A 19,398-nucleotide genomic window follows, 5' to 3' on the forward strand; every position below is an offset into this window, starting at 1 on the left:
GAAATTAAGGTATGTCTACAGAACTAAAAGGCTCATCAGCTCGCGTTCAAGCATTTTTGTCTCAATATGGTCAAGATTTCTTGGTTCAGCAAATGCCAGCTTCAACACGTACGGCGGTTGAGGCGGCAGATGCGATAGGTTGCAGCGTATCGCAAATCGCGAAATCTCTGATTTTTAAAAACGGAGAAACGGGCGACCCCATTTTGGTCGTTGCATCAGGAACGAACATGGTTTGCACCAAAAAGGTGAAAGCGGCGACAGGGTTAAACTTGAAAAAAGCCGACGCTGACTTTGTCCGTGAACGCATTGGCTATGCGATTGGTGGGGTGCCTCCTGTGGCGCACAACCAAAACGTCACAACAATTCTAGACGTCGACCTACAGCAATATGATGCGATTTGGGCGGCGGCGGGTACACCGAATACGGTATTTAAACTGCACGCGCAAGACTTGCCAGTCCTGACAAATGGTGAGTGGAGAGAACTCTCTAAGTAGTTCAGTAAAGTATTAATAACTAATAAAATAAATGGAGAAATTCCTCATGGATTTGAATTCACTATTGTTGTTTGTCGTTGCCTGTTTATCGATAAACTTAATCCCCGGACCTGATGTGATTTACATCGTTTCTAATACCATGAAAGGTAAAATGGCGAGTGGCATGAAAGCTGCTTTGGGCTTGGGTGCGGGCTACTTTCTTCATACCTTAGCTGCGTGTTTAGGGCTTTCTGCGATCATCCTTAGCTCGGCGTTAGCGTTTAGCATTATCAAATGGTTAGGTGCAGCTTACCTGGTTTATCTAGGAATTAAGGCTCTGATCTCAATGTGGAAGGGAAGTAGTCAGTTAGTCGTGGATGAAACGGCACCTGCGACCAACAATGTGTTTATGCAAGGTGTGGTGGTGAGCGTATTGAATCCAAAAGTTGCGCTGTTTTTCTTGTCGTTTCTTCCGCAGTTTATCGACCTGACACAAGGTTCGGTGAGCGCTCAATTGTTGGCTTATGGCGTGATTTTCAGTGTCTTGGCGACACTATGTAATCTGGTCTACGCTGTGGCGGGCAGTTGGTTACTGAGTGGTGCAAAGTCTCAGCGCTTTTCAAGAAGCTTGGAAGGGGTATCTGGCGTACTACTGATTGGTCTTGCGGGTAAAATTGCCTTAAGTGATACCAAGTAATCGATTCTCGCTATGAAAGAAGCATGAGCGCGAGCCAGCATGGATAGTGAATTTAGATGGAAATAAAAATAGACGATTTACAAGGTGGGCAAGTGATAAGGCTTCTCGAAGAACATTTAAAGGACATGTACGCGACTTCTCCAGCAGAGAGCGTACATGCCTTAGATGTTGACGCGCTCAAAGCCCCGGAGATCACTTTCTTCAGTGGTTGGAAACACGGCAAGTTGCTTGGTTGTGCAGCGCTTAAAGAGTTGGACTGCGATCAGGTAGAGCTCAAGTCAATGCGCACAGCGTCGGATGCGCGTAATTTGGGCGTCGCGTCTAGCCTGCTGCAACATGTGCTGAAGATTGCCACTGAGCGAGGTTATCGCTGCGTGAATCTGGAAACTGGCTCTCAGGCGTTCTTCACGCCAGCACACCGCTTGTATGAGAAGTTTGGTTTTAGTTACTGTGGGCCTTTTGGCAATTATCGAGAAGACCCAAACAGCAAGTTTATGACCCGCCTTTTGTAATTTTTTGGGTAACAACAAAAAAGCGATTCTTTTAGGAGAATCGCTTTTTTACTTTATGGGTAAGTAGTTACAGTTTTAGCTTCAATACCGCATCGATATCTTCTGCGCTATGCCTTTCAGCTAACTGTTCCCATTCTTCTCCTGACGTGCGATTCACGATGCGTCCGCGTTGGACGGCTTCACGTGCATCGATCATTTCGGCCCAGCGTTTCACATTCTTGTAGCTATCGACATCCAAGAACTCAGCCGCATCGTAAGCGCGACCTAATACCAAGTTACCGTACCATGCCCAGGTGGCAATATCGGCAATGCTGTATTCTTCACCAGCCAGGTAAGTGTGCTTCGCAAGTTGCTTGTCTAAAACATCCAGTTGACGTTTTGCTTCCATAGAGAATCGGTTGATAGGGTATTCGAATTTCTCAGGTGCGTACGCATAGAAATGGCCAAAGCCACCGCCCAAGTAAGGTGCAGAACCTTGTAGCCAGAACAGCCAGTTCATCACTTGCGCTCGTTCAGCAGCGTTTGTTGGAAGGAAGTGACCAAATTTTTCCGCCAAATAAAACAGAATATTACCAGACTCAAACACATTAATCGGCTCATCACCTGAGCGATCAACCATTGCTGGGATCTTAGAGTTTGGGTTGACCTCCACAAAACCGGAACCGAATTGATCACCTTCACCAATTTGGATTAAATAAGCGTCGTATTCCGCTTCTTTTACGCCCAGTGCGAGTAGCTCCTCTAGCATGATCGTTACTTTTTGGCCGTTAGGAGTGGCCAAAGAGTAGAGCTGGATTGGGTGTTTACCAACGGGAAGCGCTTGTTCATGGCGCGCGCCAGAATCAGGACGATTAATACTCGCCCACTGTCCGCCATTTTCTTCGTTCATCGTCCAAACTTTAGGTGGCACATATTGGTTGGTCATTGTCGTTCCTTCTTCAATTTAGTGGATGCTTCTACTCATAATTGGGATGTGAGATGCAAATACAAACCCCTAGAGAAAAATTGATTTAGATTTGCTAACGATGGTTTAGCACTGAAAAGTATAAAGAAGCCCATGGCGCATAGGCTTCTATAGAGAATACCTTACTTAAGAGGATAGCTTATTGCTGCTTAAGATAATGAAGTGCATCGTGAAGCGAAGGCAGAATCAGGTGATCGAGGGCCTTGATTTCTTCACACGGTTCGACTAAGTCGGGTATCTGGAACGTGGTCATGTTTGCCGCTACTGCACTACGGACGCCATTGTTTGAATCTTCAAACGCAATGCACTGTTTCGCGTCAACGTTCAAACGACTTGCAGCTAGCAGATAGATTTCAGGGTCAGGCTTACCATGAGTGACTTCACAGCCACAGCTAAGATCGTCGAAGTATTGATCTAATCCAGCGAGTTTGAGTTTAATCGTCGCGACTTCTTTACGTGTAGAGGTCGCTACTGCCGTTGGAATCTGGTTTGCGTTCAACCACTCGAGCAGTTCAACCACGCCTTGTTTCACGGGAATCGCTTGATGTTTGACGATGGCATCATAGCGCCTGCGCCACTCTTCATGCAGTTCATCTAGGTAGTGGCCATAAACCTTGCGAAACACAGCATCAATCCCCGCTGCGTTGCGGCCTATGATAGACAGGTAAACATCTTCGTAAAAAGGTTGGCTTACAGTTTCACAAGCCTGTTTAAACATTTGCATGCAGACACGTTCAGTGTCGAGTAATAGGCCATCCATATCAAAGATGGCAGCTTGAAATTTCATGGATAAACGAATTCATACAACATAACGACGTGATTGCATTCTGTCATAGTTGGTGGCGCGAGTAAAAGCGAGGACGGTAAACTCAATAATTAAATAAAGTTTGAATTGATTAGTGAATTGCCATGGGGTTGTTTAGTACACTGATTTGCAAAGTTATAAAAAAGATCAGCGGAGAGAGTAATGAGTAACAAGAAAGTTGCGTTTATCGGTTTAGGTGTAATGGGTTATCCGATGGCTGGATACCTCAGCAAAGCTGGTCACGAGACGAAAGTGTACAACCGTACTAAGGCTAAAGCAGAAGCTTGGGCAAATGAATATCAAGGTCAAGCCTGTGACACGCCTAAACAAGCGGCTGAAGGCGCTGATTTCGTGTTCGTCTGTGTTGGCAATGATGACGATGTGCGTAGCGTGGTTTACGGTGAGGAAGGCATTCTTGTCGGGCTAAAACCGGGGGCAGTACTGGTCGATCATACGACGACTTCGGCTGAATTAGCGATTGAAATGGCGAAAGCCGCGAAAGAATATGGCAACAGCTTTATTGATGCGCCAGTTTCCGGTGGTCAAGCTGGTGCGGAAAATGGTGTACTCACCATTATGTGTGGTGGTGAGCAAGCAATTTTTGACCAAGTTGTGCCAGTGATGGACGTGTACGCTAAACAAATCACTTTATTGGGTGAAAATGGCCAAGGTCAGCGTTGTAAAATGGTGAATCAAATCTGTATTGGAGGCATCTTGCAAGGGCTGAGCGAAGCACTGTTGTTGGCGCAAAAATCAGGCTTAGATATCGAGCAAGTGGTCGAGACACTGAAGCACGGAGCTGCTGGGTCATGGCAAATGGAAAACCGTGCCGTGACAATGTCACAAGATAAGTTTGATTTTGGCTTTGCTATTGACTGGATGCGTAAAGATTTAGGTTTCTGTTTGAAAGAAGCCGAGCGAGTAGGTATTGAGCTGCCGTTAACAAAAAATGTCGATGAACAATACGCACAGCTACAGAAAGAAGGGCTAGGGCGGATGGATACATCGGTCTTGTTCAAATCGGTAGCAAAGAATCGCTAATACATTACCTTGTCACGCCTAGCCTCTGAGTATTTCGAAGCCGCCCCGTAAAGTGGGGCGGCTTTGTATTTAAACCAGCTCGTAAGTGATCATGAACAAGGTGTCAGTGTTTGGGTAAACTTCTCGAATCAGTTCTTTCAGTTTCGGCAGTTCAATGTACTCCTGCTCGGCGTGAAACTCGTTGATATCGTCGAAATGAAGCGGCTCAACTGAGAGAATTTTAATCTCACAGACCTTTTTATCCGTCTCAAGGGTGAACACTTCAACAGTTGTGCCAGGTACGTAGTGAGATTCTGACTCATCACGGATCGTAATGGTCTTCTTGCCTGAAGCAACAAGCGGCGTCAGAAACTCGAAGAAGGTAATTTTAGTTGGTGCGTTTGACATTAGCTTTCCTTTTGCTGCTGTTGGCGCTTACTTTTAGGCACGTAGTTTAGGATTGAGATCGGTACGGGTTTACGTGGCTCAAACCCTTCCACTTCGCGGCGTTCGATCAAGTGGCCTAATCGGCTTTCAATCATGCACAAATTCTTGAAGTTGTCTTTTGAAACAAACGAGATGGCTTCGCCTTGCGCGTCTGCACGACCAGTACGCCCAATGCGGTGAACATACTCATCCGCAGGGAACGGTAGATCGTAGTTAATCACTCGCTCTAAGCCTTCAATATCAATACCACGAGCCCCAACGCCAGTAGCGATCATGTATTTGATCTTGCCTGCTTTAAAGTCTTCTAATAAACGCAAACGAATCGCTTGGCTACGACCACTATGGAACGCTTCGGCTTCGATACCGCGCTTTTCCAATTGCTGAGCCAATTTAGCCGCGCCATGTTTGGTTTCGATAAAGATCAGCGCTTGGTTCCAGTTATTCTCTGTAATTAGATGGCTGAGTAGCGCAGATTTTTTATCTTTGTCGACGGTGATCAGCCACTGCTCGATGTTTTTCTTAGACGCTTGGTTTGCCGCAATAGAGATCTCAAACGGGTCATGTACTGCTGTTTTCGCCAAATCACGCACTTTGTTGGAAAGGGTGGCAGAGAAAAGCAGGTGCTGAATGTCTGTTGGTAGACGGTCTAAGATTTTGTTGATGTCTTCGATAAAGCCCATGTCTAACATGCGGTCGGCTTCATCGAGCACCAGCATTTCGACTTCTTCAAAGTACACCGCGCGTTTACCATACATATCGAGTAAGCGACCTGGCGTGGCGACGAGGATATCGACACCTTCGATCAATGCTTGTTTCTGCGGTTGCTCATCGACGCCACCGTACATCGCAAGGGAAGTCAGATTTAAGTGTTTGCCGTAATCACGAACTTTTTGCTCTACCTGCTCGGCCAATTCGCGTGTTGGTGTCAGGATAAGCGCTCGAATACGCTTTTTACGCTGAGTTTCACCTTGAGCGAGTTTTTCTAAAATTGGAAGCACAAAACTCGCGGTTTTACCTGTTCCCGTTTGCGCTGCGGCAAGAAGGTCTTCACCTTTTAAAATCGCAGGAATGGCTTTGGATTGGATGGTCGTTGGCTTGTCGTATCCGAGTTCGCGAATTGCATCTGTAATTGGCTGGCTTAAACCAAGTTTTGAAAAAGGCATGGTGGTACTCTGAAGTTTAAATAAGGATAGGCAAATGGCCTAATTGTACTGGCACAGAGTGTAGCACAATCTATACAAGTAGAAGCATTGTAAACGAGGAACATTAGTGTCAGTCGTTGGTATGGGCAGTGCTTGGCAAAAATAAGGGCTGCCTGTATAGACAACCCTTCGAGTAGATTCGAGTTCCGTTTAGACTTTCTAGTGATTAGCTTTTTACAACTAGAATTCCGGCTCTGCTTGAAAAACCATTTGCTCTTTGCTGTACGGGTGCTCAAGTTCGAGCCTTTCAGCGTGTAGGTGCAATCGGTTGTCCTTTTCGCCATAAAGACCGTCACCGACCATCGGCATATTTAACCCCAAGTGGTGAGCACAGTGAACGCGTAACTGGTGCGTACGTCCCGTTTTAGGGTAAAGGTAGAGCTTAGAGCGACCATCTTTGACGTCGATTTGTTGCCAATAAGTTTCCGCAGGCTTACCGTGCTCGAAGCAGACCAATTGGCGTGGGCGATCGTCTGGATCACCACGCATTGGCAGCGTGATTTCACCACTCTGAGTTTCAAGTTCACCCTCAATAAGCGCGACATAACGCTTCTGTACGCTACGGGAGATAAACTGTTTCTGTAGGCTCTTATTAGCCCGTTTAGTCAGTGCAAATACCAGCAAGCCAGATGTCGCCATGTCGAGTCGATGAATTACGAATGGTCCTTCAACATCCGGATACTTCTCCTGCAAGCGTGTATACGCAGAATCTTTGATCGTTTTACCAGGAACAGAAAGTAAACCAGACGGTTTGTTCACGATAACCATCGCATCATCTTCAAACAGTATTTCCAGCTTTTTATCTTTCGCCCAGCTTTCTGCTAGCGGGTTTTCATCGACGCTCATGCCAGTTAGCATATGACCTAGAATAGGTTGGCATTTGCTGTTGCACGAAGGGTAGAACTTTGTGTGTTGGCGAATCTCGGACTTTGGCGATACGCCCCACCAAAACTCGGCTAAAGCGATTGGGGTGTAGCCGTGTTTGAACGCGAAATGGAGCAGTTTTGGTGCTGCGCACTCTCCTGCACCTGCTGGTGGAGTAGGGCTAGTCGTGTTGGCGAAAATGGCTCGTAATGACTCTTCTTCGCCGCGGATGTTAAGGAAACGATATTGTTCAAACAGCTTGTTTTGGAGTGCATTAGACAGCTGTTTGCGTTCTTCTTTCAGTGAGTCGAGTTGTGTTGTTAGTTGCACTAATTCGGCTTGCACATTGGCAATTTTTCCATCCCACTCCAACTTTAAGTATTTCAGTACGTTCTTCTCAGCCACACTCTCTTTGCTGAGTTGAGCTAATAGCGCATCCAGTTCTTGAGCATAAAGTTCTTGCTCTGCCTGTTTTCGCTTTGATTTACGCGCTGCACGACCTTGAATCATTTTCTCACGCTGCGTCTGCTCGGCCTGTACGTAGGCAGTCTGATACTGGCTTAACGTCTGCTTAAGTTGCAAAAGTTTTGGGTTTGCCTGGAGTTGACTGACCTGTTCATTCAGCTCAGTAATTTCGGCTAACTCGCCACGGAAGAAGCTTTGCTCAGCAAGCATATCAAACACAGGAGGAACAAAGCCTGGTAGCAAGTTTTGGTCTGCGATCTTTCCAGAAAACGCACTAAAGAATCCCAGTTCACCTTGTGGTGATCTTACCAACAAGACGCCAAACATTTTGCCTGTTCCTTGGTCAACCCCGTCGGTGCCAAAGTCGTGTTGCCAATCTGTCTGAGTGAGCAAGTGTTGCTGCAATTGCTCGGCAGCCATGACACACAGTGGATGCGGCTCGTAGTAAAACGGAAAAGTGAACTTTTCGGGTAGTGAATAGGGGCTGGTATCTGAGTTAAAGCGGGTAAACAAGTTTTCAGGTTGGTGCATCTTTCTATTCACTACAGGCAAAATCTTAGGGGCGTGATTTTACCTGTTTGTGTCGGGATTGCCAGTCGCGCGCGGTGCTTAACGGACAAATCTGATATTAGCGCTTATCAGCCAATGTTCAACTTTCCCATCGGCTTTTTCTACCCACAGATCGTTGTCAAAGTGTTTGACTCGTCCTTTGACGCTTAAAGTGAGTTTGTTGTCCTTGATTTCGATGATCTTGATAAAGGGATCTGAGCTGATGAGAAACGGTTCGTTACCTTCAGTCGTTTGGTTCGTAGACAAAAGGAAGTAATGATTCAACTTGCCGTCTTTGGGCTCAGTAGAGATCGCTTTGTAGCCGACAAGGCGATATTGGTCATTGATCGGTTTATTGATGATTTCGCTTCCAAGGCGAACATGGGTGGGAATAAACACGTACGCAAATAACGCGCAAACCGCAATAATCAACAGTGCAATGGACAATTTTAATTTAGACATGGTGTTGAGAGATATAGCCAATGAAAGAGGCGATTTTAGCATAAATATCATGTCCACTTGGCAGTTTGTTATCCGTCTAATACCTTTGTTATTTCATATATGCAAAAATATCGAAACTGATACTCATATTATTAGAGAAAATGTAATGGCAACTTGGGAAGGCGTGAGCGAATTTGTCGCAGTAGCAGAACATAACTCATTCACCGCTGCAGCGAAAAAGCTGGATACTTCAGTCGCACAAATTAGCCGTAGAGTCGCCGCGTTGGAAGAACGTTTGGCTGTTAAGTTGTTTCATCGCACCACACGGAAAGTGACGCTAACAGAAGCCGGGCAACTCTATTATCAGCAGTGCAAACACTTGGTGGAAGGGCTCGCGGTGGCTGAATTGGCAGTGACACAAATGCAAACAACGCCAAAAGGATTGCTCCGCGTCACCGCGCCAGTCACTTATGGGGAGCAGCGTATAGCGCCGTTACTGTATCAGTTTTTGGAGATGTACCCACAAGTTGATTTGGACTTAATGCTCACCAACCAAAAGCTGGACCTATTGGAGCTTGGTGTCGATGTCGCGATTCGTTTAGGTCGGCTGCAAGACTCAAGTTTTGTCGCGAAAAAACTGTCCAGTCGCCAGCTCTATGTTTGTGCCAGCCCGCAATATCTTGAGCGATACGGCGAGCCACACACGCTGTCTGAACTCGCAAGTCATCAATGCCTAGTGGGCTCCGTTGAGTACTGGCGCTTTAATGATCTCAAGAGAGAAAAGTCGCTACGAGTACATGGCCGAATTCATTGCAATTCAGGATTGGCGTTGCTAGATGCGGCTAAACGCGGGTTAGGTCTAGCACAGCTGCCGGATTATTACGTGCAAGAGTCACTCGATAACGGAGAGCTGGTCGAAGTACTGAGCGATTATCGAGACGAACGAGAAGGCATATGGGCGTTGTATCCACAAAATCGGAATCTGTCACCCAAAGTACGCCTTTTGATTGATTTTCTTGCTGAGAATCTCGATTAGTCCATCTGTTCTTTTGCGTCTTGTTGTTTGATCACTTTATGGCCGTCTTCAGTGACGCCTTGCTTCCAATAGCTGCTAATGTAGATGTTTTGACGCTCGACTTGTTTCTCATTGCGGAAGTATTGGCGTAGCGCGCGCATAGAATCGAACTCACATGCAGACCAAACACTCACATCGCCAGTTAGCCAAGGCAGTGCTTTAACCTGTTCTGCGAGATCCTCATTGCCGACAATCCACTTTACTTCGATACCTTTTGGTGAGTTAAGTGGCTGTCTATCTTCTTGACTGGCCACTTTGATCACCGCGTAACCTTTCGCGTTTTCCGGTAGTTGTTCAATTTTTGCCGACAATGCAGGCAGCGCGGTCATGTCTGCCGCCATTAAAAACCAGTCCGCTTCGATATTCATATCTTGAATTGAACCAGGGCCAACGATAGAGATAGGGTCTCCTACTTGGGCGGATACTGCCCATCGAGCGGCAAACCCACAACTCAGATCATTCGTGGTATGGCGTACAAAGTCGACTTCGATTTGTTTGCGTTGAGGAGAAAATCGGCGAATGGTGTAAGTACGCATAACCGGACGTTCTTCTCTGTTTAACGCCGAAATGTCTGTCCCGCCCTCTTGGTTGAAGAGCAGCTTAATGTAGCTGCCTTCACAGTTTATAGGGAATTGCGCTAGTTCATCGCCTTCTAAAACGATGCGCTGCATGTTTGGTGTGATGGTTTGAGTAGAGACGACTGTAACGCGCTTTTTTACTGGCTTCTTCATTGTTGCACTCGATAATCATTCGTATTTATGTTTTAGATTACCAGCTTCATTTCAGATGGAAAGCGTCTTTAAGTAAATTTACGTTTTAGCAAAACTCATCTGTGATAACTAAAGCATCGGCAGTGTCGAACCCACAAGCAGTAGTGCCATGCTGACATTAAACACTCTGACTCTAAGTGAAGAGGTCAACCATTTTTGCAACTGCTGGCCCGCGATAACCCAAAAACTGCATGACGGTAGGTTAGTGAGCATGAACATGACCGCTATGAGGGAAAGCTCTTTCCAGCTACCGTTACTGCTGTAGATAGCCACGGCGCTTAATGCCATCGACCAACCTTTTGGGTTGACCCATTGAAAAGAAGCCGCACCAAGAAAAGTCATCGGCTTATAGTCTGATTTGGACTCTGCTTTACCAGATAGCGCGATTTTAAACGCCAAATAACCTAGGTATGCCAAACTAAGCCACTTTAAGATCGTGTGTGTCATCGGATAGCTGTTAAAAACACCGAACAACCCAAAGCCAACGACTAGCACCATAAAGCCAAAACCAAATGTAATACCTAGCATGTGAGGAAGCGTGCGGTTGAATCCGACATTTGCGCCAGATGTCATTAACATCAAGTTGTTAGGGCCTGGGGTAAAAGTCGAGACAAACGCAAACAACGCCAGTGCGCTGAGTTGTTGAAATTCCATATTTCTCTCCTGAAATTGATGACTGCGAATAAGTGAATGTTGTCTGACCGGTTTGTGTAGATAATAAGTGGAATTACACACAATTATGTGTTTTTATTCGACAAAGTAACGATTGTTTTGCAACAAGGATGCGTGATGGACAGGTTTGACGAAAGAATATTGCATGAGCTGAAAATAGACGGAAGAATCTCTAACGTAGAGTTAGCAGAAAGAATCGGGCTGTCTCCCTCAGCGACGTTAAGACGTGTGCAAGAGCTAGAAAAGAAAAGTGTCATTAAAGGCTATCGCGCGATCCTCAATAGTGTTGAGCTCGGGATTGGTTTTATCGCCTATGTTTCCATCGGTTTATCTAGCCACAGCAAACAGGCACAACAAGAATTTGAAGAACACGTACGCTATGTTGATGAAGTCGTGGAGTGCCACAACATCACCGGAGCGAACGAATATCTACTTAGAGTCGAAACGAAAGACTTACCAAGTTATAAAAAATTTCATGCCGACGTTTTGGGTGAGTGTGTTCAAGTCCAATCAATCACAACGATGGTGGTGATGGATTCGCCTAAAGATGAGCGATAATTCATCTATCAAGACGCTATTTTGTATATTGTTGTAAGAAAACCTATTTTTCCTCTTCGTATGTGATTAATATCACGCAATATTGACTTCGGTCAAAGCGGTTACCAGATTAAGGCCGCTAAACTCCAGCACTTTTCACGCACATAATGTTGTGTGCGGTAGTTAAATCCATGCCAACCTAAAGTTTCGATCAAATTATATGCATTTATCTTTAAAGAACTTGTCGATAAAGACGCAGGTGCTTGTACCTGTATTTTTTATAGCTTTCGCACTTGCTATTGCACTTTGGTTTACAAAAAACCAACTCGAAAACGAGCAAGATCTCGTCACCGAACATACTAATGCTTTCGTGACCTACAAAGATACATTGGCCAACATTGATGATCAGATTTATCCACTACGTATAAGCGCGGTGTATGCGATTTATGATGCAAATCGCCGCAATACATTTCTAAACGAACTGGAAAGAAGCTCTGCACAAATTCACAAAGACTTAGACGTTATGCAGCAGCAAAAAGCGTTTCGTGAAGAAGCGAAAGCGGCAAGTGTTGCGATAGATGATTACATCAGATACTCACGCCAATCGATAGATGTGTTTACGCGTAAAGATCAAGGGATGATTTCCACCAGCGAGTACAACCAATTCATCAGCGAATACAAAAAGTATGGTGAAGATATGGTGGCGTCAATTAACCAATTGTCTGCTGCCGCGAATGCGTTTTCTGAACGTTCAATGCAAGCCAGTGTAGAGCAGAATAAGTCTGTAATGAATACGGCGAAAGTGCTGGTTGTGGCTGTTCTTGCGGCTTCACTGGTGGTGGCTTGGATTCTAGCAAACATGATCGTCAGCCCAATCGCTAGCCTGCAAAATGTGATGCGAAAATTGGCAGAAGGGGATTTATCTGCCTCAGCAGAAGTTGATGGTAAGAATGAAATCGCTCAGCTAGGTCAAGATGTTAACCAAACAGCGCAGCAGCTTCGTACCACCGTTCAACATTTGATAGGTATCAGTGAAGAAGTCGCTTCTGCCTCTACTGAACTTGCCGCTGTAATGAACCAAGCTCAAGCAAATGCTCAGCAAGAACTCGCGGAAATTGAGCAGGTTGCGTCGGCGGTTAATGAGTTGTCTAGCACCGCGGATAACGTCAGTGATAATGCACAAATGGCCGACACCACCGCGCGTGAAACCGATCAGTTGGCAAAGTCGGGCTTAGGTGTATTTAGTGAGAGCAATCAAGCTAGTCTGCAAATGAGCCAAGCATTGAATGATGCGGCGCAGGTTGTTCAAACGCTGAAAGTACAGTCTGAACAAATTAGTGATGTGGTCGAAGTGATCCGTGGAGTCTCTGAGCAAACGAATTTGCTTGCGTTGAATGCAGCTATTGAAGCGGCCCGAGCTGGTGAGTCTGGCCGCGGTTTTGCTGTAGTTGCGGACGAGGTACGTTTGCTAGCAGCGCGTACTCAGGAATCAACGGGCGAGATCCAAGCCATCATTGAGGAGCTGCAAAAGCAATCGGGCTTAGCTAATGAAAGCATGCAAACGAGCTTAGACATGTTGTCCAAAACCACAGAGCTCTCGGCGCAAGCGAATGATGCATTAACTGGTATTACCGAGTCAGTGGTTAACATTAATGACGCGAACACCCAAGTGGCGACAGCGGCCGAGCAGCAATCACAGGTAACTCAAGACATCAATCGAAACGTCGTTAACATGTCCGAATTGGTGAATCAAAACGTGGCGGGTATTTGCCAAAGTGCGAGTGCCAGTGAAGAGTTGTCTCAACTTGCAGAGAAGCAAAAAGCGCAACTAGCGTTCTTTAAACTTTAACGCTAAGCCTCAATTGACATTAAGCAGCTTCATTATGAGGCTGCTTTTTTTGGGGGAAAATTGAGCCAAAGATCAAATTAAACGCTCATCTTTTTAGCGTATAAAAACGCTGGAAAGTCTTGGATTTGTGAGCGGGAATAGGTCTCGATGCTTAATAAATAGAAAGAGGGCTCAAAATGAAAACGAAAAGGGTTGCGCAAACGTTTTGTTTTGAGGAGTTTAAGTGATTGTTTTCACGTAGAAAAGTGAAATTATTGCTGGGAAGCGAGGGACTTAGGTATGCAACTTGACCGAACTGTAACACAATAATTTTGAAAATATCAGTCTTGCTAGAAACAAATCGCGACCTATAATGCTGAAAACCGGAGCGTCTGCCAACGCTCCGGTTTTTTTGTGTCCGAAACTCAGTAAAGCGTCTGCCAACGCTGACTGAAAACGCACCGACACTCCGATATTAAGAGAAAGGAACTGTATCAATGCGTATCGAACAAGAACTTAAGTTAGGTTTTAAAGACGTACTATTTCGCCCTAAACGATCAACGTTAAAAAGCCGCTCTCAAGTTGAATTAACCCGCGAGTTTACCTTCAAGCATAGTGGTCGTCAATGGTCTGGAACCCCTGTGATTGCTGCGAATATGGACTCTGTAGGTAGTTTCGAAATGGCAAAAGCGCTGTCTGAACATGGTGTAATGACAGCCATTCATAAACATTACACAGTGGAAGATTGGGCTGAGTTTGTAAAAACCGCAGACGAGTCTGTGCTTAAGAATGTGATGGTATCGACGGGCACATCTGATGCCGACTTCCAGAAAACAAAAGATATCATGGCAATGACGGATGATCTTATTTTCATCTGTGTTGATATTGCCAATGGTTACTCTGAGCACTTAGTCGAATACGTTGAGCGAGTGCGTGCTGCGTTCCCTGACAAGGTGATCTCTGCGGGTAACGTGGTAACAGGCGATATGTGTGAAGAGCTCATTCTTGCAGGCGCTGATATTGTAAAAGTCGGTATCGGACCGGGCTCAGTATGCACGACTCGCGTAAAAACGGGTGTCGGTTACCCGCAGCTGTCTGCCATCATCGAATGTGGCGATGCAGCGCATGGTCTGGGCGGTATGATCATCGGCGATGGTGGTTGTACATGTGCAGGAGATGTCTCTAAAGCCTTCGGCGGCGGCGCTGATTTCGTCATGCTTGGCGGTATGCTAGCGGGCCATGAAGAATCAGGCGGCGAAGTAATCGAGAAAGACGGTAAGACTTACATGAAGTTTTACGGCATGTCATCGCAGTCTGCAATGGACAAGCACTCAGGCGGTGTTGCTAAGTACCGAGCATCTGAAGGAAAAACCGTGCTATTGCCATACCGAGGAAGCGTTCACGGCACTATCTCTGACATCCTTGGCGGCGTGCGCTCAACGTGTACATATGTAGGCGCTGCCAAGCTGAAAGAGCTAACAAAGCGTACGACTTTCATCCGCGTGCAAGAACAAGAAAATAACGTGTTTGGTAGAGAGTAATCTGCGATTGTTCGGAAAATACGAATTATTAAGAGCTGCGATTTCGCGGCTCTTTTTTTTGCCCCAAATTTGGTAAGTGGCGACAGAAAATTATTTTGTGGCGGAAGAATGGCGAAAAACTACAAATTGGTGATTGGATTAAGAATGATTGCTTCTGAAAGGTGATTGGGTGCGAAGTGGGCATAGCGCATTGTCATACTGATGTCGGCATGGCTAAGTATGTCTCTCAGCACTAAATATTGCCGCCATTCATCATAAAGTTGCTGGCAAAGGTATGACGCAGAATGTGAGAAGCTTGCCCGGTTGGGATTTCTACTCCGAGTTTGCTCTTCAATATGTAGCAGAATGGCGTATAGCACTGTTTGAATAGCTTACCGCTGGTTGGTTTATAGATTTATTCGTATAAGCTCTCTGAAATCGGTACAGAGCGATTCTTCTTTGTTTTGGTATTAGTGAATGTCACTTTGTATTTTGAAAGCTGAAAGCCTCGCATTTGCGCTGCTTCATTCTACTTGGCACCAGTTGACAGGCACAGCTTAACTGCCTTCTGCATATCTTCAATTTCATGCTGGCCAATCAACTCAATTAGCAGTGGAAGTTTCTCTTTCGGTAAGAACGCCACCGCACGTTCATGTTCTTTGAACGGTTTGAGCTCTTCCAAAGGATGGGGCAGGCTCCATTCACCGAGTTCATTAAGTTTTACGAATACTGCTTTAAAGCGAGCAAGTTCTGAATTTAGCGTTGAAATGCTGGGTGCGCCTTTGTTCCAACGAGAAGAAACAAAAAGCAGTGAACCACTCATTCGTTTTGCTCGAAAGTCAGCATAAATTTTAGAGTTAAACTGACTTGTTAATGGATTGCCCATAGCCTCAACCATGTGTTGGAACTTCTGGTAGATAACTGGCCCATTCGCCAGTGTTTTACCGTAGAGATCAAACCAAAGTTCGATTACGTCACTTAACCGACGGTGATCAGGCATATCACCAAGCCAAGGTTTATCTTCCACCTCTCGCATCGTAAACTTTTCAAAAGCTGCCGCTTCCCCTTTGGTGGCGAACGCCTTTCGGACGCGTTTACCTCTGCGCCTGTTTCGGTAGCATTCACATAGTCAAGGCTTTTTAGAACCATTTTTTAAGTTGCTGATAGACATAACAAAAACCACATGTACTGTGTGAATAAACAGCAATGTATTTTGAAACGTAATACAATGTTTGATATTGATGAGAGTGCATATTCTTGATATGACACGTACTATGACGAAATATTTATCAAGTGGTTAGGATTAAGAATGGATTGGGTTATATATGTTGCGGAAGCAACAACTAAGAATTTAGAAATTGGTTTAAAGAAAGGGATTTGGGGACACAAAAAGATTTTTTCTACAGTTAACACAGATAAGATTAAAAAAGGGGATACCCTATTTTTTGTTCATCATTTGACGTTAATGAAAGATGAAGACGGTAAGTCAGTGCCTGGATTTCCACGAGTCGGGCCTGAGCATTACAACGGAGCTATCGCCACTTTAATCAAGGCTGAGGTAACCACCGATTTTTACGTAGATGATGTGCCAGTTTGGCCAGATGATGTTTACCCCAATCGTTACCACTTCAAAGTACTGGAAAAGTATCAAAATATTCCTTTCGGAGAAGAATTCTTTTCTCGTGAGTTTGTAGACGCTGTACAAAAATCAACGATGAGAAAAGGGTTAGCTATTGAGTTTGCTTTAGGGGCTGACAAAGTATTTAGCCCAAAAGAAAGTACCGACTTAGAAATTTTCGAAGGTGCTCCGGTATACAGACGACACCTTGTTCGTGAACGTAAGCCTGAAATTATCCGAGCTAAGAAAGCACAAGTTAAACTAAGCGTAGGTAAATTAATTTGTGAGGCTTGTGAATTTGATTTTGAAAAGACCTATGGCGAAAGAGGTGAAGACTTTATCGAATGCCATCATCAGAATCCTTTATCGGATTCAGAAGGACAAAACACTAAGCTAGAAGATCTAGCGCTACTATGCTCAAATTGCCATAGAATCATTCACCGTAGCAGACCATGGATAACGGTTAGCAAACTTAAGGAAATCATTGATGAACGAGCTAGAGCAATTACAGAAGAAACTGCGGGTCTTTGCTGAAGAGCGAGACTGGGACAAGTTTCATTCTCCTAAGAACTTGGTAATGGCTCTTTCCGGAGAAGTTGGTGAGCTAGTTGAACACTTTCAATGGCTAACTGAAGAGCAAAGCTTACATTTAACTGAAGAACAAAAAGAAGAAGTTGCATGCGAAGCAGCGGATGTATTTATGTATCTACTGTGCTTTACTGAAAAGACAAATATCAATCTCTTAGAAGCTTGTGAAAAAAAATTAGCGATAAATGCGCAGAAATATCCGTTAAGAAAAAGCTACGGTGTTGCTACAAAGTACACAAAATTCAAATAAACTTTTTGGTATGCCATATTAAAACGAGCTATATCGGTCCAATTTATAATACTTACGAGTAATTTGATGGTAAAATTTTTGCAAACTGAATCATATAGTTGGAGTAACCTTTGAGTATTATTGAGATTCCTGTAGAACGTCGTTATTGGTTAATCAGAGCTGGTACAAATAGCGGTGAATATTATCAGCAATTCAGGACTAATGGTGTTGTGGCAATTGGTCACGCTAACAATGTTAATTTCGATTTTGATGAAGGGCATACTTTAAGTCCTGAAGACAAAGAGCATATTATTGGTGCAGCATTCTCGAAAGTTTTAGAGAGTTTAAGCCAAAAGAAAAAAGGTGAAGCAGCGAGGCTAAAAGGGCAGTTGCGTCGATTCTTATACGAGGTTCAAGTAGGAGATACAGTAATCTCAATGGAAGGATCTAGCAAAGTGATTGTAGGAGTTGTTTCATCAAAACCATATTACGCTAACAGTCTTCTATATGGGAGAGCTGGGGATAAAAAGGTTTGTGATTACAATTTAAGAATGGATGTGAGTTGGGGCAAGCCAAGACTTCGTGAATCAGTACCATTGAACCTTGATAAAACACTTAGGATTCCAAATACAATTACAGAGTTTAAAGAGGTTCATCAAGTAAGAACTTTAAACCATTGGTTGTATCCAATCTATTTCGCAGAAGGTGAGGTGCGTTGTTCCCTTAGGATTGCTTCTGAAGAAGATCTGTCTAATCATCAACTAACAGTTTTATCGCAAACTCTCGACCGCTTGGATGCGCTTTCTAGCTTCGTTGATTATGCAAGTAAAAATGATTTAGAGTTCAGTATAGAAAATTTCGATAAGTATCTTACTTCAACTCATGTACAATATGGCTTAAAAGCTCAGCATTTGTTTATGTCGCCTGGCTATCAATTTATTCAGTTATCTGGATCAGACCTGAAACGCTTAGCTTTTGCTTCCTTGCTAGCAATCGCATTTGATAGCGCTGACGCCGTTGCTCTTGAGCTTCCACAAGGCATTTCCCAAGAGCAGATTGCAGAATTAGCAAATCATATAACCAGTGGTAGCGGAATCGCATCGGTTAAACATGACCTAAAAGTTTCTCTTCCTAAAAAGGAAGGTTCTGGGAGAACAGATGAGCAGGAAATGGGAATTCTTCTCGAAGACAACTCTGCTGATTCAGATCCAGTAGACGGTTCTATGCTTTAATATTGTGTCTTTATAATGGTGTTTTGAGTGAGCCTATCAAGCATACTAAGTTTTATTAAACAGTCACCTAGGTGGATTCTAAGAAATTCTGAAAAAATCCATTATCTGATGCTTAGCATTGCATTGTTGTGTGGTGGTATATGGACGTTTTATACATTTGATATTCTTAACCAAAGGGATAAAGCAACTGCAGAGCTGAAAGAAATTCAAGATAGAATTAAAGGAACTAATGCAAGTAATATTCAAATAAGTCCAGCATCATTTGAGTTAGTTGATGGGAAGTTTGGATTAATAGTTAATGTAAACATTCAAAATACAGGTACTAGAGACGTACTTATAGATTGGAGTAGTGAAGATACGCCACTCTCAGTATTCAAGGTAAGAATGGAGAAAGGAGATCAGATGTATTTTGAGAGGTTATTTCATCCCAAAATATACGCTCCTTTCGATCCAAAAAAGAAAAAGAAAGAACATTACAAAAGTTTATATTTACTGGTTGGAGCAAAGAAAGAGTTATCATTTTATGTAGAACTTCCTGTGCAGGGCATGTACTACATAACTTTCAATGCTAAAACGGATGATAAACTTGCTCAAGAAGTTAAGCAGAAATCGGGTAGAACCGGAGAATGGTTTTCTTCAAAGTACATAAATGTTGAACCAGAGAAGAAACCGGTTTTCGAAAACTATATAAAGGCAACTCACACATTTTCCAAGTAATGTCAGAAGCGGCGTAAAGCCGATTTTTTACTAACTATGCTTCAGTAAATTATAAAACTTAGGCACTAACTTGATAGTTTTAAATTTGAGTATTAAGAGTGTTAGCTGAAGTTAGGATTTTAAACGCTTTCTGCTTTACCTTAGTTAGAGTGGTGGGTGAAGAAAATCAACGA

The 19,398-nt window shown here is 44.1% G+C and carries 20 protein-coding genes and 1 pseudogene; 12 read left to right on the forward strand and 9 right to left on the reverse strand.

Translation table 11 applies throughout. From position 1 onward, the window contains the following. Nucleotides 1-11: 11 nt before the first annotated feature. Genes NP165_RS18815 through NP165_RS18825 form a run of 3 tightly spaced genes read left to right on the forward strand, consistent with a single transcriptional unit; the run spans nucleotide 12 to nucleotide 1,682 of the window. Entirely contained in the window at nucleotides 12-494 is a 483-nt protein-coding gene (locus NP165_RS18815; protein WP_257085997.1) for a YbaK/EbsC family protein, read from the forward strand. Between the two features lie 46 nt (nucleotides 495-540). Beyond that, nucleotides 541-1,170 carry a LysE family translocator gene (locus tag NP165_RS18820; protein ID WP_257085998.1) on the forward strand — a complete coding sequence of 210 codons (630 nt, stop codon included), beginning with the start codon at nucleotides 541-543 and terminating at the stop codon, nucleotides 1,168-1,170. Between the two features lie 56 nt (nucleotides 1,171-1,226). After that, nucleotides 1,227-1,682: a GNAT family N-acetyltransferase gene (locus NP165_RS18825; RefSeq protein ID WP_257085999.1), complete on the forward strand. Its 456-nt coding sequence runs from the start codon at nucleotides 1,227-1,229 to the stop codon at nucleotides 1,680-1,682. Between the two features lie 67 nt (nucleotides 1,683-1,749). Here NP165_RS18825 and yghU read toward each other — a convergent pair whose 3' ends face one another. Beyond that, nucleotides 1,750-2,607: a glutathione-dependent disulfide-bond oxidoreductase gene (gene yghU / locus NP165_RS18830; RefSeq protein WP_257086000.1), complete on the reverse strand. Its 858-nt coding sequence runs from the start codon at nucleotides 2,605-2,607 to the stop codon at nucleotides 1,750-1,752. Between the two features lie 178 nt (nucleotides 2,608-2,785). Next, nucleotides 2,786-3,433, reverse strand: a complete 648-nt coding sequence (locus NP165_RS18835; RefSeq protein ID WP_257086002.1) for an HAD family hydrolase — start codon at nucleotides 3,431-3,433, stop codon at nucleotides 2,786-2,788. A 180-nt stretch (nucleotides 3,434-3,613) separates the two neighbouring features. Here NP165_RS18835 and NP165_RS18840 point away from each other — a divergent pair, with 180 nt between their 5' ends. Further along, nucleotides 3,614-4,492 carry an NAD(P)-dependent oxidoreductase gene (locus NP165_RS18840; RefSeq protein ID WP_257086003.1) on the forward strand — a complete coding sequence of 293 codons (879 nt, stop codon included), beginning with the start codon at nucleotides 3,614-3,616 and terminating at the stop codon, nucleotides 4,490-4,492. A 69-nt stretch (nucleotides 4,493-4,561) separates the two neighbouring features. On the opposite strand, the gene yqfB is transcribed toward NP165_RS18840, so the two are convergent. From yqfB to NP165_RS18860, 4 genes are all read right to left on the reverse strand, one after another. Then, nucleotides 4,562-4,879: a N(4)-acetylcytidine aminohydrolase gene (gene yqfB, locus NP165_RS18845; protein WP_257086004.1), complete on the reverse strand. Its 318-nt coding sequence runs from the start codon at nucleotides 4,877-4,879 to the stop codon at nucleotides 4,562-4,564. Then, nucleotides 4,879-6,081, reverse strand: coding sequence for a DEAD/DEAH box helicase (locus NP165_RS18850; protein ID WP_257086005.1), 1,203 nt, complete (start codon nucleotides 6,079-6,081; stop codon nucleotides 4,879-4,881). The genes yqfB and NP165_RS18850 overlap by 1 nt, the downstream gene beginning before the upstream one ends. A 219-nt stretch (nucleotides 6,082-6,300) precedes the next feature. Continuing rightward, the gene (locus tag NP165_RS18855) at nucleotides 6,301-7,980 is read right to left on the reverse strand and encodes an RluA family pseudouridine synthase (protein ID WP_257086006.1); all 1,680 of its coding nucleotides are present in this window, start codon (nucleotides 7,978-7,980) and stop codon (nucleotides 6,301-6,303) included. Nucleotides 7,981-8,058: 78 nt separating this feature from the next. Continuing rightward, nucleotides 8,059-8,502: a hypothetical protein gene (locus NP165_RS18860; RefSeq protein ID WP_306439761.1), complete on the reverse strand. Its 444-nt coding sequence runs from the start codon at nucleotides 8,500-8,502 to the stop codon at nucleotides 8,059-8,061. Nucleotides 8,503-8,605: 103 nt separating this feature from the next. On the opposite strand from NP165_RS18860, the gene NP165_RS18865 reads away from it, so the two are divergent. Next, a complete protein-coding gene (locus NP165_RS18865) occupies nucleotides 8,606-9,475 on the forward strand; it encodes a LysR family transcriptional regulator (RefSeq protein ID WP_257086007.1) in 870 nt (289 codons plus the stop codon). Here the strand turns inward: NP165_RS18865 and NP165_RS18870 are convergent. After that, nucleotides 9,472-10,245, reverse strand: coding sequence for a siderophore-interacting protein (locus NP165_RS18870; protein ID WP_257086008.1), 774 nt, complete (start codon nucleotides 10,243-10,245; stop codon nucleotides 9,472-9,474). The two genes, NP165_RS18865 and NP165_RS18870, sit on opposite strands and share 4 nt — an antisense overlap. Before the next feature lie 108 nt (nucleotides 10,246-10,353). Further along, nucleotides 10,354-10,938, reverse strand: a complete 585-nt coding sequence (locus tag NP165_RS18875) for a LysE family translocator (protein ID WP_257086009.1) — start codon at nucleotides 10,936-10,938, stop codon at nucleotides 10,354-10,356. A 135-nt stretch (nucleotides 10,939-11,073) separates the two neighbouring features. On the opposite strand from NP165_RS18875, the gene NP165_RS18880 reads away from it, so the two are divergent. The 3 genes from NP165_RS18880 (at nucleotide 11,074) to NP165_RS18890 (ending at nucleotide 14,862) form a co-directional block, all read left to right on the forward strand. After that, the gene (locus NP165_RS18880; RefSeq protein WP_257086010.1) at nucleotides 11,074-11,514 is read left to right on the forward strand and encodes an Lrp/AsnC family transcriptional regulator; all 441 of its coding nucleotides are present in this window, start codon (nucleotides 11,074-11,076) and stop codon (nucleotides 11,512-11,514) included. Nucleotides 11,515-11,713: 199 nt separating this feature from the next. Continuing rightward, nucleotides 11,714-13,342, forward strand: a complete 1,629-nt coding sequence (locus tag NP165_RS18885) for a methyl-accepting chemotaxis protein (RefSeq protein WP_257086011.1) — start codon at nucleotides 11,714-11,716, stop codon at nucleotides 13,340-13,342. Between the two features lie 476 nt (nucleotides 13,343-13,818). Then, nucleotides 13,819-14,862 (forward strand): GMP reductase, encoded by a 1,044-nt coding sequence (locus NP165_RS18890; protein ID WP_257086012.1) that lies wholly within the window; start codon nucleotides 13,819-13,821, stop codon nucleotides 14,860-14,862. A 119-nt stretch (nucleotides 14,863-14,981) separates the two neighbouring features. Here the strand turns inward: NP165_RS18890 and NP165_RS18895 are convergent. Beyond that, nucleotides 14,982-16,012 (reverse strand): annotated as a pseudogene (locus NP165_RS18895) (phage integrase). A gap of 138 nt (nucleotides 16,013-16,150) precedes the next feature. Here NP165_RS18895 and NP165_RS18900 point away from each other — a divergent pair. The 4 genes from NP165_RS18900 to NP165_RS18915 all read left to right on the forward strand — a co-directional run bounded on the left by NP165_RS18900 (nucleotide 16,151) and on the right by NP165_RS18915 (nucleotide 19,225). Further along, nucleotides 16,151-16,993: an HNH endonuclease gene (locus NP165_RS18900; protein ID WP_257086013.1), complete on the forward strand. Its 843-nt coding sequence runs from the start codon at nucleotides 16,151-16,153 to the stop codon at nucleotides 16,991-16,993. Then, the gene (locus tag NP165_RS18905) at nucleotides 16,947-17,297 is read left to right on the forward strand and encodes a nucleotide pyrophosphohydrolase (RefSeq protein ID WP_257086014.1); all 351 of its coding nucleotides are present in this window, start codon (nucleotides 16,947-16,949) and stop codon (nucleotides 17,295-17,297) included. The genes NP165_RS18900 and NP165_RS18905 overlap by 47 nt, the downstream gene beginning before the upstream one ends. A gap of 110 nt (nucleotides 17,298-17,407) precedes the next feature. Further along, a complete protein-coding gene (locus tag NP165_RS18910) occupies nucleotides 17,408-18,508 on the forward strand; it encodes a DUF8426 domain-containing protein (protein WP_257086015.1) in 1,101 nt (366 codons plus the stop codon). 27 nt (nucleotides 18,509-18,535) lie between these two features. Then, nucleotides 18,536-19,225, forward strand: a complete 690-nt coding sequence (locus NP165_RS18915) for a hypothetical protein (RefSeq protein ID WP_257086016.1) — start codon at nucleotides 18,536-18,538, stop codon at nucleotides 19,223-19,225. The last annotated feature ends 173 nt before the right edge of the window (nucleotides 19,226-19,398 follow it).

The sequence above is a fragment of the Vibrio japonicus genome, from assembly GCF_024582835.1.
Taxonomy (GTDB): Bacteria; Pseudomonadota; Gammaproteobacteria; order Enterobacterales; family Vibrionaceae; genus Vibrio; species Vibrio japonicus.

What these genes read in the sequence shown, in the direction of transcription:
- NP165_RS18870 (WP_257086008.1), bottom strand. Translation starts at nt 10,245, where the DNA reads ATGAAGAAGCCAGTAAAAAAGCGCGTTACAGTCGTCTCTACTCAAACC.
- NP165_RS18835 (WP_257086002.1), bottom strand. Translation starts at nt 3,433, where the DNA reads ATGAAATTTCAAGCTGCCATCTTTGATATGGATGGCCTATTACTCGAC.
- NP165_RS18880 (WP_257086010.1), top strand. Translation starts at nt 11,074, where the DNA reads ATGGACAGGTTTGACGAAAGAATATTGCATGAGCTGAAAATAGACGGA.
- NP165_RS18860 (WP_306439761.1), bottom strand. Translation starts at nt 8,502, where the DNA reads ATGCTAAAATCGCCTCTTTCATTGGCTATATCTCTCAACACCATGTCT.
- NP165_RS18850 (WP_257086005.1), bottom strand. Translation starts at nt 6,081, where the DNA reads ATGCCTTTTTCAAAACTTGGTTTAAGCCAGCCAATTACAGATGCAATT.
- NP165_RS18825 (WP_257085999.1), top strand. Translation starts at nt 1,227, where the DNA reads ATGGAAATAAAAATAGACGATTTACAAGGTGGGCAAGTGATAAGGCTT.
- NP165_RS18840 (WP_257086003.1), top strand. Translation starts at nt 3,614, where the DNA reads ATGAGTAACAAGAAAGTTGCGTTTATCGGTTTAGGTGTAATGGGTTAT.
- NP165_RS18875 (WP_257086009.1), bottom strand. Translation starts at nt 10,938, where the DNA reads ATGGAATTTCAACAACTCAGCGCACTGGCGTTGTTTGCGTTTGTCTCG.
- NP165_RS18815 (WP_257085997.1), top strand. Translation starts at nt 12, where the DNA reads ATGTCTACAGAACTAAAAGGCTCATCAGCTCGCGTTCAAGCATTTTTG.
- NP165_RS18855 (WP_257086006.1), bottom strand. Translation starts at nt 7,980, where the DNA reads ATGCACCAACCTGAAAACTTGTTTACCCGCTTTAACTCAGATACCAGC.
- yghU (WP_257086000.1), bottom strand. Translation starts at nt 2,607, where the DNA reads ATGACCAACCAATATGTGCCACCTAAAGTTTGGACGATGAACGAAGAA.
- NP165_RS18905 (WP_257086014.1), top strand. Translation starts at nt 16,947, where the DNA reads ATGAACGAGCTAGAGCAATTACAGAAGAAACTGCGGGTCTTTGCTGAA.
- yqfB (WP_257086004.1), bottom strand. Translation starts at nt 4,879, where the DNA reads ATGTCAAACGCACCAACTAAAATTACCTTCTTCGAGTTTCTGACGCCG.
- NP165_RS18890 (WP_257086012.1), top strand. Translation starts at nt 13,819, where the DNA reads ATGCGTATCGAACAAGAACTTAAGTTAGGTTTTAAAGACGTACTATTT.
- NP165_RS18865 (WP_257086007.1), top strand. Translation starts at nt 8,606, where the DNA reads ATGGCAACTTGGGAAGGCGTGAGCGAATTTGTCGCAGTAGCAGAACAT.
- NP165_RS18820 (WP_257085998.1), top strand. Translation starts at nt 541, where the DNA reads ATGGATTTGAATTCACTATTGTTGTTTGTCGTTGCCTGTTTATCGATA.
- NP165_RS18900 (WP_257086013.1), top strand. Translation starts at nt 16,151, where the DNA reads ATGGATTGGGTTATATATGTTGCGGAAGCAACAACTAAGAATTTAGAA.
- NP165_RS18885 (WP_257086011.1), top strand. Translation starts at nt 11,714, where the DNA reads ATGCATTTATCTTTAAAGAACTTGTCGATAAAGACGCAGGTGCTTGTA.